Annotated in this window: 16 protein-coding genes and 1 tRNA gene; 8 read left to right on the top strand and 9 right to left on the bottom strand. The window is 63.2% G+C overall.

Features of this window, described 5'->3' with window-relative positions; genetic code table 11:
• Window positions 1-138: 138 nt before the first annotated feature.
• The 5 genes from ntrX to dusB all read right to left on the bottom strand — a co-directional run bounded on the left by ntrX (window position 139) and on the right by dusB (window position 7,472).
• Entirely contained in the window at window positions 139-1,509 is a 1,371-nt protein-coding gene (gene ntrX / locus F4U94_RS04870) for a nitrogen assimilation response regulator NtrX (protein ID WP_120250150.1), read from the bottom strand.
• A complete protein-coding gene (locus tag F4U94_RS04865) occupies window positions 1,499-3,760 on the bottom strand; it encodes a sensor histidine kinase (RefSeq protein ID WP_150411852.1) in 2,262 nt (753 codons plus the stop codon). The genes ntrX and F4U94_RS04865 overlap by 11 nt, the downstream gene beginning before the upstream one ends.
• Before the next feature lie 123 nt (window positions 3,761-3,883).
• Complete coding sequence (gene ntrC / locus F4U94_RS04860; RefSeq protein WP_120250152.1) at window positions 3,884-5,329, bottom strand: nitrogen regulation protein NR(I); 1,446 nt, start codon at window positions 5,327-5,329, stop codon at window positions 3,884-3,886.
• A complete protein-coding gene (locus F4U94_RS04855) occupies window positions 5,329-6,438 on the bottom strand; it encodes a two-component system sensor histidine kinase NtrB (protein ID WP_120250153.1) in 1,110 nt (369 codons plus the stop codon). Before F4U94_RS04855 ends, ntrC begins: the two co-directional genes overlap by 1 nt.
• Window positions 6,435-7,472, bottom strand: a complete 1,038-nt coding sequence (gene dusB, locus F4U94_RS04850; protein ID WP_120250154.1) for a tRNA dihydrouridine synthase DusB — start codon at window positions 7,470-7,472, stop codon at window positions 6,435-6,437. Before dusB ends, F4U94_RS04855 begins: the two co-directional genes overlap by 4 nt.
• A gap of 115 nt (window positions 7,473-7,587) precedes the next feature.
• Between dusB and F4U94_RS04845 the strand changes: the two genes are divergently transcribed.
• Window positions 7,588-8,769, top strand: a complete 1,182-nt coding sequence (locus F4U94_RS04845) for a bifunctional 2-C-methyl-D-erythritol 4-phosphate cytidylyltransferase/2-C-methyl-D-erythritol 2,4-cyclodiphosphate synthase (protein ID WP_120250155.1) — start codon at window positions 7,588-7,590, stop codon at window positions 8,767-8,769.
• Between the two features lie 4 nt (window positions 8,770-8,773).
• Window positions 8,774-9,289, top strand: a complete 516-nt coding sequence (locus tag F4U94_RS04840) for a CinA family protein (protein ID WP_120250156.1) — start codon at window positions 8,774-8,776, stop codon at window positions 9,287-9,289.
• Here the strand turns inward: F4U94_RS04840 and F4U94_RS04835 are convergent.
• Both F4U94_RS04835 and lipA read right to left on the bottom strand, forming a co-directional pair.
• Window positions 9,238-9,711, bottom strand: coding sequence for a type II toxin-antitoxin system RatA family toxin (locus F4U94_RS04835; RefSeq protein WP_120250157.1), 474 nt, complete (start codon window positions 9,709-9,711; stop codon window positions 9,238-9,240). The genes F4U94_RS04840 and F4U94_RS04835 overlap by 52 nt on opposite strands.
• 7 nt (window positions 9,712-9,718) lie before the next feature.
• On the bottom strand, window positions 9,719-10,732 hold the full coding sequence (lipA, locus tag F4U94_RS04830) for a lipoyl synthase (RefSeq protein ID WP_120250158.1): 1,014 nt from the start codon (window positions 10,730-10,732) through the stop codon (window positions 9,719-9,721).
• Window positions 10,733-10,740: 8 nt separating this feature from the next.
• On the opposite strand from lipA, the gene F4U94_RS04825 reads away from it, so the two are divergent.
• From F4U94_RS04825 to F4U94_RS04810, 4 genes are all read left to right on the top strand, one after another.
• Window positions 10,741-11,379 (top strand): carbonic anhydrase, encoded by a 639-nt coding sequence (locus tag F4U94_RS04825; protein WP_120250159.1) that lies wholly within the window; start codon window positions 10,741-10,743, stop codon window positions 11,377-11,379.
• A 14-nt stretch (window positions 11,380-11,393) separates the two neighbouring features.
• Complete coding sequence (locus F4U94_RS04820; RefSeq protein WP_120250160.1) at window positions 11,394-12,209, top strand: NYN domain-containing protein; 816 nt, start codon at window positions 11,394-11,396, stop codon at window positions 12,207-12,209.
• 4 nt (window positions 12,210-12,213) lie between these two features.
• Window positions 12,214-12,489: an acylphosphatase gene (locus F4U94_RS04815; RefSeq protein ID WP_120250161.1), complete on the top strand. Its 276-nt coding sequence runs from the start codon at window positions 12,214-12,216 to the stop codon at window positions 12,487-12,489.
• A gap of 109 nt (window positions 12,490-12,598) precedes the next feature.
• Entirely contained in the window at window positions 12,599-13,594 is a 996-nt protein-coding gene (locus tag F4U94_RS04810; RefSeq protein WP_249042029.1) for a cytochrome-c peroxidase, read from the top strand.
• A 153-nt stretch (window positions 13,595-13,747) separates the two neighbouring features.
• Here the strand turns inward: F4U94_RS04810 and ettA are convergent, their stop codons facing one another.
• Window positions 13,748-15,433: an energy-dependent translational throttle protein EttA gene (gene ettA / locus F4U94_RS04805; RefSeq protein WP_120250163.1), complete on the bottom strand. Its 1,686-nt coding sequence runs from the start codon at window positions 15,431-15,433 to the stop codon at window positions 13,748-13,750.
• 112 nt (window positions 15,434-15,545) lie between these two features.
• On the opposite strand from ettA, the gene F4U94_RS04800 reads away from it, so the two are divergent.
• Both F4U94_RS04800 and F4U94_RS04795 read left to right on the top strand, forming a co-directional pair.
• The gene (locus F4U94_RS04800; RefSeq protein ID WP_120250164.1) at window positions 15,546-16,913 is read left to right on the top strand and encodes a M20/M25/M40 family metallo-hydrolase; all 1,368 of its coding nucleotides are present in this window, start codon (window positions 15,546-15,548) and stop codon (window positions 16,911-16,913) included.
• A 157-nt stretch (window positions 16,914-17,070) separates the two neighbouring features.
• Window positions 17,071-17,286: a hypothetical protein gene (locus tag F4U94_RS04795; protein ID WP_056684845.1), complete on the top strand. Its 216-nt coding sequence runs from the start codon at window positions 17,071-17,073 to the stop codon at window positions 17,284-17,286.
• Between the two features lie 256 nt (window positions 17,287-17,542).
• On the opposite strand, the gene F4U94_RS04790 is transcribed toward F4U94_RS04795, so the two are convergent.
• A tRNA-Pro gene (locus F4U94_RS04790) sits at window positions 17,543-17,619 on the bottom strand.
• Between the last annotated feature and the right edge of the window lie 102 nt (window positions 17,620-17,721).

Raw genomic sequence — 17,721 nt, 5'->3', positions numbered from 1 at the left:
TCCTAAGCAGGATGTCTTGCTTGCCCCCGCCTGTCGGGAGCGCGTGCGATCCTATCGCAATTGCGAAGGGGCGTCCATGGCCGAGATGCGCTTTGGCAAAAGTTCGGCAATCGTTTGGATACCCCTTCCCGGATTCGCTCAATCCTTGCCTTCGGTAATGCCCAGCAGCTTGAGTTTGCGATGCAGCGCGGAACGCTCCATGCCGATGAAGGTCGCGGTGCGCGAGATATTGCCGGAAAATCGGCGAATCTGGATACGCAGATATTCGCGCTCGAAACTTTCGCGCGCTTCCCGCAGGGGCGCGCCCATGATGGCGGACTGGCCCATCCCCTCCCCACCGCCGCCGCTGGTGAGTTCGGCGGGCAGCATGTCCAGTTCGATCCGGCCGATCCGGTCGCCCGGCGCCAGGATCATCGTGCGTTCGATCACGTTGCGGAGCTGACGCACATTGCCCGGCCACTCATTGGCCTGCAATGCCGCCATGGCGTCACTGGCGATTTCGGGCGGCGGCACCCGCCGTTCGGCAGCGAAGCGGGCGAGATAATGTTCGACCAGCGGCGGAATATCGTCGCGCCGTTCCGACAGCGGCGGAATGGCCAGCGGCACGACGTTGAGGCGATAGAAGAGATCTTCGCGGAAACGGCGCTCCTCAATCTCGCTCGCCAGATTGAGCGCGGTCGAGGAGATGACGCGGACGTCCACCTTCACCTGCCGCTGGCCGCCGACGCGGGTGAAGCTCTGGTCGGTCAGGACGCGAAGGATCTTGCCCTGCGTCGTGATCGGCATGTCGGCGATTTCATCGAGATAGAGCGTGCCGCCATGCGACTGCTCCAGAAAGCCGGGGCGCACGAGGCCGCTGGGGTCTTCGACGCCGAACAGTTCCTCTTCGACCCGGTCCGGGTCCATGCGCGCGGCGGCGACGATGATGAAGGGCGAATCAGCGCGGCCGCTCCAGCTGTGGAGCATCCGCGCGGCGACTTCCTTGCCGACGCCGGCGGGGCCGGAGATGAGGACCCGGCTGCCGGTGCCGGCGACCTTCTTGATCGTGGCACGCACGCCGTTGATCGACGCCGATGTGCCGGTCAGTTCGTCATCCTGGCCGAAGCGCGCGCGCAGCACCTGATTTTCGCGCCGCAGCCGCTCCGTCTCCGTCGCGCGGGCGACAAGGTGGAGCAGGCGATCGGCCTCGAACGGCTTTTCGATGAAGTCGGCCGCGCCCTTGCGGATCGCGGCGACGGCAGTGTCGATATTGCCATGGCCTGAAATCATCAGGACAGGGACGGTGGGATCGCGGCGCTTGATCTCATCAAGCAGTTCCAGGCCGTCCATGCGGGAGCCCTGCAACCAGACGTCGAGCAGGACCAGCGACGGGCGCCGGTTGTCCAGCGCCTCGATCGCGCTGTCGCTGTTGGCCGCGGTCCGCGTCGTGAACCCTTCATCTTCCAGTACGCCCGCGACCAGATCGCGAATGTCCTCTTCATCGTCGACAATCAGAATATCAAGTGCCATTGGCCGTCACTTTTCCTTTTGGCAGGGCTATAATTTGCCCTTCTTCCATTTTTTCGAGCGCCCCTGCGGCGAAGCGCAATGTCACGCATGCGCCTCCCCCCTGTGCATCGTCGAAGCGGATCTCGCCCAGATGCTCTTCGACAATCTTCTTGACGATGGCGAGGCCAAGGCCGGTGCCCTTGGTCCGCGTCGTCATATAAGGTTCCAATATCCGGTCGCGTTCGGGCGGCAGCCCGATCCCGTCGTCCCGGACCGTGATAATGATGTCGTCGCCCGATTGACCAAGCGCCATGCGCACATGTCCATGCGGGCCGCCATCTTCAGAAACTGGTTTTTGTTCAATCGATTCCACGGCATTCTTGACGATGTTCGTCAAGGCCTGGCCCAACTGACGTCGGTCGCATACCAAGTCCAGATCGGGCAGGTCCGCCTCATATTCGAAGCGGATATCGGGATGCGCGACCTCATGCAGGAACAGGGCGTGGCGCGCGATGTCGCCGACCGCTTCGCGCCGGAACACCGGCTTGGGCATGCGGGCGAAGGAGGAGAATTCATCCACGATGCGGCGCAGATCGCCCACCTGCCGCACGATCGTGCCGGTCAGGCGCGTGAAGGTCGCTTTGTCGCTCGTCACCTCTTCGGCATAGCGACGTTGCAGACGCTCGGCGGCCAGTTGGATCGGGGTCAGCGGGTTCTTGATCTCATGCGCGATGCGGCGGGCGACGTCGGACCAGGCGGCACGGCGCTGATCCGACAGTTGCTGCGTGATATCGTCGAAGGTCAGGATATGGCGCGAGGCGTCCTGCGAGCGCTTCACCGCCAGCGTGCGCAGGTCGCCATGGGCGCGCACCTGCACGATGCCGGCACTTTCCTCCAACGCGATGAATTCGGCCAGTTCGGCCGACACCTTGAGCAGCGGGCGGCCGACCGGATCGTCGCCCTCCTCCACCAGGATCGCGGCGGCCGAGCTGTTGAGCAGCTGCACCACGCCGTCGAAATCGACGGACAGCACGCCGGCGCTGACGCCAGACAGGATCGCCTCGATAAAGGCGCGGCGTTCGTCCAGCTGGCTGTTGGCGGCGACCAAGGCGCCGGTCTGCGCCTCCAGCCTTTGCGTCATGCGGTTGAAGGCAGCGGCCAGCGTGCCGATTTCGTCACGCGATTTGGGACCGGTGACGCGCGCCGACAGATCACCCGCCGTGATCCGCCGCGCGGCCGTCACCAGTTCGTTGACCGGCCGCACCATCCAGTCCGCCACCGCCAGCGCGATATAGACGGCGATGCCGACCAGCAGCAGCGACCCCACGAACAGAGCGATGTTGAACCTCAGTTGGAGCGCGCGGGATTGCGCGGCGAACAGGTCGTAATCCGACAAAACCTTCTGCGCGCGCGCGACGTTGGAGAAGGAGGAACTGTCAGCGTTGCGGGATGCGTAGAGATAGACCTTCGAACCGGGATAGAGCAGGGTCACCGCGTCGATCTGATTATTGCGGGTCTGGACGACGATCGTCTCCCCCTGCCCCAGTCGCTTGACCACTTCGGGCGTCAGCTTGTCGGCGGCGGGGCGGTTTTCCGGATCGACCGTGGCCGCCGTTCGCGCGATACCGTCCTTGCCCAGCTCGATGATCGCCGCGCGGCTCAGCTTGCGGCCGACCACCTGATAGAGAAGATATTCGGCGAAGCGCGGGCTGTTCACCTGCGAATCCGTCAATTCCTTGCGCAGGTCGCTCGACATGGTGACCGTCTCGTCGCCCACTTCGCGCAAATTTTGTTCATAATAGCCGCGCGCCAGGTCGCTGGCATTTTGCAGCATGCTGCGCGCGCTGTCCGAAAACCAGAATTGCACGCCATATTGGAACAGCAAAGACGCGAAGATCACCACCAGCAGCATCGGCACGCTGGCCACGATCGAGAAGATGGCGACCAAGCGGACGTGCAACTGACCGTCGCTGCCGATGGCGGATTGCGCCGCGCGCCGCTTGGCCACGCGCCGCCCCAGCAGCATCAGCAGCGCGATCGCCGGCACCAGATTGGCCACCAGCAGCAAGGCGACGATGGGCGGGGTGAGCAGCGTATAGGATTGGCCGCTGCCCGACAGGATATAATAGGTCAGGCCCGCCATGCCCAGGAACAGGGCCAGGGCCAGGGTGAAGCCCTCCACCAAAGAGGCCAGACGCCCGTGGCGCAGGAAGGCCGGCAATTGCCTCCGCCATGCCGATGCCCGCTTGGGCAATGTCGTCGCGCCACTCATCGTGGCTTTGTTACAACAAGGACCGTGCCCGTTCAAACACAGTATTTGATTAAAACCCTGTCGCTGGTCGAGGAAGACCGTCGGTTCGTCCCGGCAAAGGATTGAGAGCGGGCTTCAATCCGATCAATCGTTGAGGCGCAGCTGCATGGGATCCAGCCCATAGTCGGTCAGCTTCTTGCGCAAGGTGTTGCGATTGATGCCCAGCAAGCCCGCCGCGCGGATCTGGTTGCCATCGACGCTCGCCAGCGCTTCCTGAAGCAGGATCGGTTCGACCACGGCCAGCAGATCGTCATGCAGGGCACGGTTGGGCTGGGCAAGGCCAATGCCGAGCTGGCGCCTCGCCCATTCGCGCACGGCATGGGCCAGTTGATCGGCGGGCGCGGCATAGTCCGCCGGCACCGCGTCGAGCGGCAGCATATGCCGCAAAATCTCGGCCGTGATGACGTTTTCGCGGCTCAGCACCGACAGCCGCTGCATCAGATTTTGGAGTTCTCGCACATTGCCGGGCCAGTGATAGGCCATCAGCAATTGGGCGGCATCGTCGGCCAGCGTCTTGCGCGGCAAGCCCTCCAACGCGGCGCGCTCCATGAAATGGCGAGCGAGCAGAATGACATCCTCGCGCCGCTCGCGCAGGGCCGGAAGCGCGATGGGCACGACATTCAGGCGATAATAAAGATCCTGCCGGAAGCGCCCATCCTCGATCAACAGGGGCAGATCCTTGTTGGTCGCGGCGATGATGCGGACATTGACCCGCACCGGCTTCGACCCGCCCACCGTCGTGACCTCGCCCGATTGCAGTACGCGCAGCAGACGCGTCTGCGCTTCCATCGGCATGTCGCCGATTTCGTCGAGAAACAGCGTTCCGCCCTGCGCCTGCTCGAATTTGCCGGCGGTGCGGGCATGGGCGCCGGTAAAGGCGCCCTTTTCATAGCCGAACAGCTCCGCTTCGATCAGTTCGCGCGGAATCGCCGCCATGTTGATCGCGATGAAGGGCTTGGTGCGGCGCTGGCCCAGGCTGTGGATCGCTTCGGCCACCAGTTCCTTGCCCGTCCCCGATTCGCCCAAGACCAGAATGGACAGGTCGTTGGACAGGACGCGGGCGATGGTGCGATAGACTTCCTGCATCGCCGGCGATCGACCGACGAGCGGCAGGCCGTCATGCGGCAGGCCCGGCTCACCCTCCGGTTCCTCCGAGCCTTGGCGCGTACCGAGCGCGTCGGACACGGCGCGCGTCAGTTCGTTGAGGTCGAAGGGCTTGGGCAGATATTCGAACGCGCCCTTCTCGGTCGCGCGGATCGCGGTGTTGAGCGTGTTCTGCGCCGACAGGATGATGACGTTGAGGTCGGGGCGGTCCGCGATGATATCCGCCACGCCGTCCAGGCCGTCGCCATCAGGCAGCATCACGTCGGTGATGAGGATGTCGGGCACAAAACTGTCCATCAGCGCGCTGCGTTCGCGGATGGACGCAGCGGTCTTCACCTTATGCCCCTGCCGCCGCAGCGCTTCGCCCACAACTACGCAAATGGCGGGATCGTCGTCGACGACCAATATGGTGCCGGTCGCCGCCATCAGCCCATGCTCATCGGCAGGAGGATGCGGAAGGTGGATTCGCCCGCTTCGGTATCGCGCGAATATTGCACGAAGCCGCTCATATCGCGGACCAGCTTGTCCACCAGAGCGAGGCCCAACCCCTGCCCGTCCCGCTTGCCGGTGATGAAGGGATTGAAGAGATGGTCAAGAATATGTTCGGGCACGCCAGGTCCATTGTCGATGACGAGGATTTCGATCGGCAGCACGGCGCTGCCCTTGCCACCCCCAACCACGACGGACACGCCGTGGCGGAAAGCGGTTTCCACCCTGATTCGGGGATTATCCGTATATTCCAACGCTTCCGCTGCATTCTTCAGCAGGTTTATCATCACCTGCACCAATGCATCATCGTTGATGTTGGCAAATGGCAAGGATGGATCATAATGTTTTATGATCTTTATATTTTTTGCAAACCCCGCTGCAGCGATCCCGGCCGCGCGGTCGATCAGCGGATAGATGTTCCCGCCATGACATTCCAGGGTCCGGTCGGTCGTGAAATCCTGCATCCGGTCGATCAGGGCGGCGATCCGGTCCACCTCGTTACAGATCAGCTGCGTCAGAGCGGCGTCGCGCCCGCCATGACTGGATTCCAGAAGTTGCGCGGCGCCACGAATGCCCGACAGCGGGTTCTTGATCTCATGCGCCAGGATCGCTGCCGCGCCCATGGCGGAGCGCGCGCCGCCCGCCGATCCGCGATGGCCGATCTTGCGAGCCTGGCTCTGGGCATGGAGCGACACGACCCGCCAGCCATCATGATCGACGATCGGGGAGATCATCAGGTCCACCTCCATTTCGGCGGTGCGGCCGGCATGGACCTTTATGTCATAGGCGGCGATCGGCTTGTTGCTGTGCCAGATATCGAAGCGGGCGCCAGCCTCCGCGATGCGGATGGTGCGCGCCACGTCGCTACCGATGATGGCCGATCGCGCCATGTTCAGCAGGGTTTCGGCCCGCACATTGGCTTCGGATATGCCGTTGTCCGGCCGGACGAGCAGGGTCGCGACCGGCAAAGCCGTCATCTGTTCGGTCAGCGAAGGTCCGTCCTGCGCCATGCGGAGTGGCGGGACGGACGTCAGCAGGTTGGTCATGCAGCCTTGCGCAAAGCAGCGGCACGCAGCGCTTGCGCATCGAGGCCGCTGGCGATCAGCGGTTCGTAGAAACGGGCCAGCATGTCGAGCACCACATCGGCATCGGGTTGCTGGTTCACGGCGTTGCGGAACTCGGCGGAACCGGTCAGCCCCTTGGTGTACCAGCCGATATGCTTGCGCGCCATATTGACACCGGTGTAGGTGTCATAATGTTCGAGCATTGCGTGATAATGCCCGATGATAGCGTGATATTGTTCTTCGAGCGATGGATCGGGAAGGCGGGTGCCGTCAGCCAGCCAGGCCATGACCTGACCGATCAGCCAAGGCCGGCCATAAGCGCCGCGACCGATCATCACGCCATCCGCGCCGCTCTGCTCCAGGGCGGTGTCGGCATCCTCGATCGAACAGATGTCACCATTGACGATCACAGGCAGTTTCACCGCATCCTTGACCGAACGAACGAAGGCCCAGTCGGCCGACCCCTTGTACATCTGGTTACGGGTGCGGCCATGGACGGTGATGAGCTTGGCGCCCAGATCCTCGGCGATATGGGCGAGTTCCGGGGCGTTGAGGCTGCTATGGTCCCAGCCCATGCGCATTTTCACGGTGACGGGCACATCGACCGCCTCCACCGTCGCCTTGATCAGCGAGGCGGCGAGCGGCAGGTCGCGCATCAGCGCGCTGCCCGCGTCGCCATTGACGACCTTCTTCACCGGGCAACCCATATTGATGTCGATGATCGCCGCGCCGCGATCCGCGTTCAGCTTGGCAGCCTCGGCCATTTCCCTGGGCGAGCAGCCGGCCAGTTGCATCGACACCGGCTCTTCCAAGGGGTGCCAGGCGGCCTTTTGCAAGGATTGCCGCGTTTCGCGGATCATCGCGGCGGACGCGATCATTTCCGTCACGTTGAGGCCGCAGCCATAGCGGCGCACCAGCGTGCGGAAGGGCATGTCGGTGACGCCGGTCATCGGCGCCAGCACGACGGGCATGTCGATGGACACAGGGCCGATGGAAATAGGAGCGAGTTTGCGCATGATCTGTTTCGAAATACTGCCTAAAAAACAGGCAGCCCTTAGCGGAAAATGGGTCGGGCGGCAAGCGACTCCCCCTTTCGGCCGGTTCCCCTTTCGATCCGTCCCGCGACCCGCTATGCGCCGTGGGATGACATCACAACGCAAGATCGTCGCGCTGATCGTCGCAGCCGGCCAGGGCAGCCGGGCGGGCGGCGACATTCCCAAACAGTTTCGCATGGTGGCCGGCAAGGCCGTGCTGGCCCATGCCTATGATGCGCTGGCGACGCATGGCGGCGGCGATGCGGTCCATATCATGCTGGGCGATGGGCAGGAGGATCAGGCGCGCGCGCTGCTGGGTGATCGGGCCGCGACGTTCGTCACCGGAGCGGACAGCCGCCGCGGGTCGGTGCGCGCGGGGCTGGAAGCGATCGCGGGGGCGGGTGGCGCGGATATCGTCCTGATCCATGATGCCGCCCGACCCTTCCTGCCTGGCGCGGTCATCGATCGACTGCTTGCCGCGCTAGACGATGCGACGGGCGCCATCCCCGCTTTGCCCGTTGCCGATACGCTGGTGCGTGGCGACGGCGCGATCATGGGCGATACGGTGGACCGCGCCGCTCTGCACCGCGTGCAGACGCCGCAGGCTTTCCATTTCGACGCCATCTTGGCGGCGCATCGCGCATGGGATGACGCGCGCGAGGCGACCGATGACGCGCAGATATTGAGGGCCTGGGGCCATGACGTCATTTTGGTGCAAGGCGACGAAAGGCTTGAAAAATTGACCTATCCGCAAGACTTCGCCCGCGCCGAGGCGGCCCATGCCACGCCGCGCCATACCCGCGTCGGCATGGGCTATGACGTCCACCGACTCGCCCCCAACGAAGAATTGTGGCTCGGCGGCATTTTGGTCCCGCATGATCGGGGGCTGGCTGGGCATAGCGATGCCGACGTCGCGCTCCATGCTATCGTCGATGCGATGCTCGGCGCGCTGGCGGAGGGCGATATCGGCAGCCATTTCCCGCCGTCAGACCCGCAATGGAGCGGCGCCGCGTCCGACCGTTTCTTGGCCTATGCGCGGGATCGGGTTGCGGTGCGCGACGGCATCATCGGCCATATCGACCTGACCATTATCTGCGAGGCGCCCAAGATCGGCCCGCATCGCGACGCCATGCGCGCGCGGATCGCAGAGATATTGGAAGTGCCGATCGACCGGGTCAGCGTGAAGGCGACGACGACCGAGCGGCTGGGCTTTGCCGGCCGGCGCGAAGGCATCGCCGCGCAAGCGGTTGCCACCCTGTCCCTTCCCGCGCTATCCTGACCCCATGCCAGATACGATCCTGCCGGCCCAGTTGGTCGAACTCGCCGAAAAGGTCATCATCGCCAACCGTCGCGCCGGGCGCACGATCGCGGTTGCGGAAAGCTGCACCGGGGGCCTGGTGTCCGCCGCGCTCACCGAAATCGCGGGATCATCCGACGTGTTCGACGCCGGTTTCATCACCTATTCCAACGACATGAAGGCGGAACTTCTGAAAGTTTCGCATGATGTGCTGGACACGTTCGGCGCCGTTTCCATCGCCACCGCATGGGCCATGGCGCAGGGCGCACTCAAGAAAAGCCACGCCCATGTCGCGGTCGCCATCACCGGCATCGCCGGGCCGGGCGGCGGCACCGAACAAAAGCCGGTCGGCACCGTCGTCTTCGCCCGCGCAGAACGCGGTGCCAGCCCCGACAAGGTCGTGGCCGACATGCATCATTTCGAAAATAATGGCCGGGGCGGCGTCCGCCTTCAGGCAGCGCTGTGCGCGCTGGAACTGCTGTTACCCGACTCGCCTGCGTAAAGCTGCGCGGCGCGGGTTTCGAACGCGCCGATCATCTTGCGCAATGCCTTGTCGAAAAACTGGCCGGCCAGCATTTCGAACAGCCGGTTCTTGAATTCGAACTCGACCTCGAAATCGACCAGCACTCCGCCCTGCCCGTCGTCGCGGAACGCCCACTCATTGTGCAGATGCTTGAGCGGACCGTCGAGATAATCCACCCGGACATGATCCGGACGATGCTTGTGGACGCGAGAGGTGAAGCTTTCCTTCACCCCTTTGAAGCCCACGATCATGTCCGCAACCATTTCCGTCTCGCTGTCGGATCGGACGCGGATCGCGCTGATCCAGGGCAGGAATTCCGGATAGGCCTCTACATTCGACACCAAGTCGAACATCTGCGTCGGCGTATAGGGAAGGTGGCGCGTTTCCTGATGCTTGGGCATGGAATGATCAGGCCTTGGCCAGTGCCGCCTTGGCGAGCTTCGCTTCGCGCGCGGCCTTCATTTCGGCGAAATCCTTGCCGGCATGATAGCTGGAACGCGTGAGCGGACTGGACGCCACCTGAAGGAAGCCCTTGGCCCGCGCGATCGCCGCATAGGCATTGAACGCTGCGGGGGTGACGAATTCCATCACCTTGGCATGTTTGGGCGTGGGCTGAAGATATTGCCCCATGGTCAGGAAATCGATATCGGCCGAGCGCATATCGTCCATCACCTGATGCACTTCCAGACGCTCTTCGCCCAGGCCCAGCATGATGCCAGATTTGGTGAAGATGGACGGATCAAGCCGCTTGACCGACTCCAGCAGGCGCAGCGACGCATAATAGCGCGCGCCGGGGCGGATGGTCGGGTAGAGGCGCGGCACCGTCTCCAGATTATGGTTGTAGACGTCCGGGCGGGCGGTGACGATCATTTCGACCGCGCGCTCATGCTTGTTGCGGAAGTCGGGCGTCAGGATCTCGATCGTCGTGTTCGGCGTCGTGCGGCGCAACGCCTCGATCACCTTCACGAATTGCGAGGCACCGCCGTCGGGCAGGTCGTCGCGATCGACCGAGGTGATGACGATATGTTCCAGGCCCATTTCGGCGCAGGCATCGGCCAAATTCTGCGGCTCATTGGGATCGACCTTGCGCGGCATGCCGGTCTTCACGTTGCAGAAGGCGCAGGCGCGCGTGCAGACATCGCCCAGGATCATCACCGTGGCGTGCTTCTTCGTCCAGCATTCGCCGATATTGGGACAGGCCGCTTCCTCGCACACCGTCGCGAGCTTCTTGTCGCGCATCAACTGGCGGGTTTCGTTATAGCCTTTGCTGGTCGGCGCCTTGACGCGGATCCAGTCGGGCTTGCGAACGCGCTCAGGATTATTAGCAGACTGAGCGGACACGGGGATCGGGCTGATGTCGTTCATGTGCCCCAGATAGCGATGCCGGGCCGCTCTTGCCAGTCCTGTCTTTGTGCGGCACATCTGCGCCCATGACCGACTTTGCTGACATGATCACCGGCTATCGCCGCTTCCGCACCACCGGCTGGAGCCAGCAGCGCGAACGATGGGACGAACTGAGCGAAGGGCAAAGCCCCAAGGTGATGGTGATCGCCTGTTCGGACAGCCGAGTCGATCCGGCGCAGATTTTCGATACCAGCCCCGGCGAGATTTTCGTCGTGCGCAACGTGGCCGCTCTGGTGCCGCCGTTTGAAACCAATCCCGGCTGGCATGGCGTGTCGGCGGCACTGGAATTTGCGGTGCAGGTGCTGAAAGTCGGCGAAATCGTCGTCATGGGCCACGGCAAATGCGGTGGTTGCAAGGCGGCGCTCAGCCAGGATCTGAAGGATGCGCCTCCGGGCGAGGGCGGCTTCATCCATAACTGGATCGAATTGCTGGACGACGCTCGCGACGTGGTGGTGGAGCAATATGGCGAGCAGCGCGACCGCAACGTGGAACGCGCCATGGAGCAGGAAGGCGTGAAGGTCAGCCTGAAGAATCTGCGCAGCTTCCCCTGTGTCCGCGCCAAGGAGAAGAGCGGCGAATTGAAGCTGGTCGGCAGCTTCTTCGCCATATCCGACGGCCAACTGCATATATTGAACGAAGAAAGCGGCGCCTTCGCGCCCGCCTGAAAGGATAGCATAGCATGGCCACAGGGCAGGAAGGCCGCGGCAATATCGCCCTGCTGATCGACGCGGATAATGCGTCGGCGGCACATTTCGATTCGGTCATGACCGTGCTGGCGGAACTGGGCACGGTGAATATCCGCCGCGCCTATGGCAATTGGAGCAAGGCGACGCTCAAGACATGGGCGGCTCTGTCGGTCGCCCATGCGATCGAACCGCAGCAGCAGTTCGACCTGACCAAGGGCAAGAACGCCACCGACATGAAGATGACGATCGACGCCATGGACCTGATGGCGTCGGGCCGGGTCGATGGTTTCGGCCTGATGTCCAGCGATAGCGACTTTACGCCGCTGGCGACTCGCATCCGCCAGCAGGGCATCCCCGTCTATGGCTTCGGATCGGCCAACACGCCCGAAGGTTTCCGCCGGGCCTGTACCCGCTTCCTCAATGTCGCAGCGCTCAAGCCTGCCGAAATACCGGTGGCCGCCAAGGCGCCGGTCAGGAAAGCGACACCCGCCAGCGTCGCACCGGCCAAGGCAGCGCCGGCAAAGGCTGCCGCCGCGCCGGTCGCGCCCCCACCGGCTCCTGCGCCGCCCCCTGCCAAGGCGGTCGACGCCGAGGTCGTTCGCTTGCTGATCGACGCCTATGACGAAGCGAAGCGGGACGAGCGCGGCTTCGTGGCATTGGGTCCGGTGGGACAGCGCGTGGGCAACCGCTCCAGCTTCGACGTGCGCAACTATGGTTTCAAGCGGCTGTCCGACTTGGTCGGCGCGATCCCCAACTTCATCACCGAAGTGCGCGAGGGCGGCCAGACCTGGATCAAGCGGGTCAAGTGACGCCATGATCGCCCGGCATCTGATGATCCATGGCCGGGTGCAGGGCGTCTGGTATCGGGCCTGGACCGTGGAAACGGCTCGCGGCCTGGGGCTGACGGGATGGGTCCGCAACCGGACGGACGGCAGCGTCGAAGCCGTGATCGAAGGTGAAGACGCTTCGGTCGCGCAATTTATGGCGCTGGCCCAAGACGGCCCGCCGGCGGCAGACGTGGCGCGGATCGAAGCGACCGACATGGCGGTGACGCCCTTCGCGGCATTCGAGAAACGCCCGACCGCCTGAGCGCGATAGCTTTTCCCCAGCCCCTTCCACCCGCGCTTTACGCCGCCCTGCGGATCGTGCAGCCTCCTGCGTCTTGCATGGGTGAAGGGGACAGGCCTTGCGGGCAGGGATGGCGGCGATCGTCGGTATAACATGGTTGTTGGCAACCGGCGTAGTGGCCGGTCAGCCGGCATGGCGCTGGCCGCACCTGCCCGCCGGCATCGCCGCACCGACTGTCCCGGTCGATAACGGCATGAGCGCGGCCAAGGTCGCGCTGGGCCGTCGCCTTTTCTACGATCGGGCTTTGTCGCGGGACGGCAGCATGGCCTGTGCCGATTGCCACCAGCAATCGCACGGCTTCAGCGATGGCCAGCCGACCCATGTCGGCGTAACCGGCGACATGGGCGTGCGCAATGTACCCGGCCTGGCCAACCTCGCCTGGCGCAGCGGCTTTACCTGGACAGAAGCAGGCATCACGTCGCTGGAGGCGCAGGCGATGGTGCCCATGACCGGCACCAAGCCGGTCGAAATGGGCATGGCGGGACATGAAGCGCAACTGACCCAGCGATTGAATGCAGATCCCTGTTATCGCCTGCTATTCCTGCGGGCCTTTCCCAAGGCGCCGGATGGCGCGAATTATGCCAGGGTTACGCAAGCGCTGGGCGCTTTTCAGCGCACGATGATTTCGTTCGGCAGTCCGCATGACCGGGGCATGCTGACGCCTCTTGCGCAGAAGGGTGCGGCGCAGTTTGCAGTGGCAGGATGCGCAACCTGCCATAGCGGCCCGGACTTGACCGACGGGCAGGTTCATTATGTCGGCACGGCCGCCTTGGGTGAAGCGGACGGCAGCCTGTATGGCGGCAAGCCGCTGCCGCCCGGTTTCGAGCCGCCACCAGAACAGTTTCGTACGCCATCGCTCCGCAATGTCGCGATGACAGGCCCCTGGCTCCATGATGGCCAAAGCCCGAGCATGGACGCTGCGATCCGCCGTCATGCCGCCGCCCAACTGGCTGGCGTCGACATGAGCGCCCTACTGGCCTTCCTCGATTCGCTGACCGATCCTGACTTTCTGACCAACAAGGATCTTGGTCCGCCACCGGCCGGCTGCCCGGTGAACGTCGGATAAAAAAAAAGGGCCGATCCGTGCGGACCAGCCCTGAAAGTTTTTAGGAGAGGATGCCTGAAAGGCCCGCTCTCTATGAAATGTTAGCGCCACCATCGCAATTGCGAAAAATTCAGGTGCGATTGCAAAAACTGCAATCGCACCTGCGGCGACGGATTAACGGGTGAGCTTCTTGTAGGCCAGCGCGGTCGGGCGATCGGCCGCATCGCCCAGGCGACGGCGCTTATCTTCCTCATAGGCTTCGAAATTGCCTTCGAACCATTCGACATGGCTGTTGCCTTCGAACGCCAGAATGTGGGTGGCAAGGCGATCGAGGAAGAAGCGGTCATGGCTGATGACCACGGCGCAGCCAGCGAAATTTTCGATGGCTTCTTCCAGCGCGCCCAGCGTTTCGACGTCGAGATCGTTGGTCGGTTCGTCGAGCAGCAACACGTTGCCACCCTTTTTCAGCATCTTGGCGATGTGGACGCGGTTGCGCTCACCACCCGACAGCTTGCCGACATTCTTCTGCTGGTCCTGCCCCTTGAAGTTGAAGGCGCCGACATAGGCACGGGTCGACATGTCGTGGCCGTTGACCTTCACATAATCCAGGCCGTCCGACACTTCTTCCCAGACATTCTTGGTGTCGTCCAGATGGTCGCGGCTCTGATCGACGAAGCCCAGTCGCACGGTGGTGCCCATGTCGATCTCGCCCGAATCGGGCGTTTCCTGACCGGTGATCAGCTTGAACAGGGTCGATTTACCCGCACCGTTCGGCCCGATGACACCCACGATGCCACCCGGCGGCAACAGGAAGGACAGATCCTCGAACAGCAGCTTGTCGCCGAATGCCTTGGTGATGTTCTTGAATTCGATCACCTTGCCGCCCAGGCGCTCAGGCACCTGAATGACGATCTGGGCCTTGCCGGGCGAACGGTTGTTCTGCCCTGCGACCAGTTCCTCGAACTTCTTGATACGCGCCTTGGACTTGGTCTGGCGGCCCTTGGTGCCGGCCCGGATCCATTCCAGCTCGTCGTTGATCGCCTTCTGGCGGCCGGTCGCTTCGCGATCTTCCTGTTCCAGACGCTTGGCCTTCTTCTCCAGATAGGTGGAGTAGTTGCCTTCATAGGGGAAATATTTTCCGCGATCGAGTTCCAGGATCCAGCCCACGACATTGTCGAGGAAGTAGCGATCATGGGTGATCATCAGGACCGACCCGGCATATTCCTTCAGGTGATTTTCCAGCCAAGTGACGCTTTCGGCATCCAGATGGTTGGTCGGTTCGTCGAGCAGCAGGATGTCGGGCTTCTGGATCAGCAGGCGCGTGAGCGCGATACGGCGCTTTTCACCGCCCGACAGGCTTTCCACCGACCAGTCGGACGGCGGGCAGCGCAATGCTTCCATCGCGATTTCCAACTGGTTGTCGAGCGTCCAGCCATCGACCGCGTCGATCTGTTCCTGGAGCGTGCCCATTTCCTCCATCAGCGCGTCGAAATCGACGTCTTCCGGCGGATCGGCCATGATCATGCTGATCTCGTTGAAACGGTCCATCTTGTCCGCGATCTCGCGGGCGCCGTCCTTCACATTTTCCAGCACCGACTTGTTGGGATCGAGCTGCGGCTCCTGCGGCAGATAGCCGACCGTGATATTCTCGCCCGGCCAGGCTTCACCGCTGAAATCGGTGTCGATGCCGGCCATGATCTTGATCAGGGTCGACTTACCCGCACCGTTCGGGCCGACGATACCGATCTTGGACCCGCGGTAGAATTGCAGGTTGATATTGCTCAACACCGGCTTGGCCGCGCCGGGGAAGGTCTTCGTCATGCTCTTCATGACATAGGCATATTGCGAGGATGCGGACATAGGTGCGCGCTGCTCCGAAATCAGGACGGGAAAGTCGGTTTGAAAATCTGCGCCGAGTTAGCGGACGCGGAACATATTGGCAAATGAGGGATGCCCCGTTACGCCTTCACCCATGCAGAAAATCCGATCGGGCCCGCTCGCCGCCCTCCTCCTTGGCAGCATCTTCACCCCGGTTCTGGCCCATGCGGCCGATGGCAGCGCGATTCGCGAAGCGGCGCTCAAGGACGATGTCGCCTGGGACATTACCGAAGGGCTGACCACGGAAGTCGGCCCCCGCCCCGCCGGCACCGCGCAAGAAGCGCTCGCCCGCGACTGGTCTGTGGCCAAGCTCAAGGCACTGGGCTTTTCCAATGTCCGCGCCGAATCCTATAAGATGCCGGTGTGGCAGCGCGTGCGCGACGAAGCGCATATCGTCAGCCCCTTCCCGCAAAATCTGGTCGTGGCAGCGCTGGGCAATAGCGGTTCCACCCCCGAAGCGGGAATCGAAGGCGAGATCGTCTATTTCCCGACCATCGCCGACCTGCTGGCGGCGCCCGACGGCAGCCTGAAGGGCAAGATCGCCTTTGTCAGTCATGAGATGAAGGCGGCGCAGGACGGTTCGGGCTATGGCTATTTTGGTGCGGCCCGCCGCCAGGGACCGAGTGTGGCGGCCAAGAAGGGCGCGATCGCCATTCTCGTCAAGTCGATCGGCACCGACCATCACCGCATCGCCCATACCGGCGTGCAGATGTGGGCCGAAGGCGTGACGCCGATCCCTGCCGTGGCGCTGAGCGTGCCCGATGCCGAGCAGCTGGCCCGTATCGCCGCGCGCGGCAAGCCGGTGCGCCTGCATCTGACCGCCGTGTCGAAGCGATTGAAGGACCAGCCTTCGGGCAATGTCATCGCCGAAATCCCCGGCACCGATCCCAAGGCCGGACTGGTCGTCGCCGCCTGCCACCTCGACAGTTGGGATCAGGGCACCGGCGCGATCGACGACGCATCGGGCTGCGGCATCATCGCCGCTGCCGCGTTGCAGGTGGCGAAGGCGGGCCAGCCGCGCCGCACCATCCGCGTTCTGTTTGCCGGTGCCGAAGAAGTGGGCGGCGATGGTGGCCGCGCTTATTTCGCCGCTCATGGCAAGGAGCCGCATGCGCTGGTGGCGGAATCGGATTTCGGCGCGGACAAGGTGTGGCGGGTCGATTTCACCCTGCCGACCGGCCATGACGCCCTCACCGCGCGCATTGCGCAGGGCTTGGCCCCGCTTGGCATCGTGCCGAGCAAGGACAAGGCCCATGGCGGATCGGACATCGAACCGCTGGTCACGGCCGGCGTCCCGGTGATCGACCTGCAACAGGACGGCACCCGCTATTTCGACATTCACCACACGCCGGACGATACGCTGGACAAGGTGGATCCCGCGCAGTTGCGTCAGAATGTCGCGGCATGGGCCGTCACGCTCGATAGCGTCGCCAACGCGCCAGAATCCATGGGCGTTAACTGAACTTTTATAGTAGAGAACGCCCTGCCGCGTGATTCCATCGTCTCACCGGCGCAGAAAAGCATTGATTTGTGCAACGCACACGTTAATGCGGGTCGCTCGCGTAGGGTCACATTTGTAACGTGCCAGACGCGGCATAATGCTATGGGAGCCGTACACAATGAAGAAGATCGCTGTTGTTTTCGCTTCGGCCAGCCTGATGGCCCTCGCTGCTTGCGGTGAGAAGCCGGCCAACGAAACCGCGAACGCTTCGAACGCCGTTGTTGAAAACGTTGTCGAAAACGCCGCTAACGCTGCCGACAACGCTGCGAACGCCGCCAATGTTGCTGCGAACGCCGCCAACGTTGCTGAGAACGCCGCGAACGCTGCGCACTAATCTTCGCGTTAGCGAGATTTCCGAAGGGCGGGCCTTTATGGCCCGCCCTTTTTGTTTGTGCGCGCAGCATGGATCGCCGACCAGCCGCCGCATAGGCATCGCCCGACAGTGAGCGGGCGTCGCGTACCAAGCCGGTGGCGCGGGCCGCTACGATGGTATCAAGAGAATGGATCGGGATGACATGCCCTTCCACCGCCCGACAAGCGCCGCATAAGCGGGCGCTTCAGGACAGGCCAGATCGGTGGAAAAGGATGAGTGGTCGGGGAGACAGGATTCGAACCTGCGACATCCTGCTCCCAAAGCAGGCGCGCTACCAGACTGCGCTACTCCCCGACGAGGGGCGGCCTTGCCGGGAAAATTGCGCTTCGTCAATCGCGATTGGGCAATCAGTGAAAGAAAAGCCACAAAAGCAGAATGATTGGAATGGGCACGCCC

Origin of the sequence: Sphingobium limneticum, assembly GCF_008710155.1 — a bacterium.
Lineage (GTDB): Bacteria > Pseudomonadota > Alphaproteobacteria > Sphingomonadales > Sphingomonadaceae > Sphingobium > Sphingobium limneticum.
The sequence above is the reverse complement of the archived record's forward strand: the minus strand, read 5'-3'. Positions and strand labels throughout refer to the sequence as shown.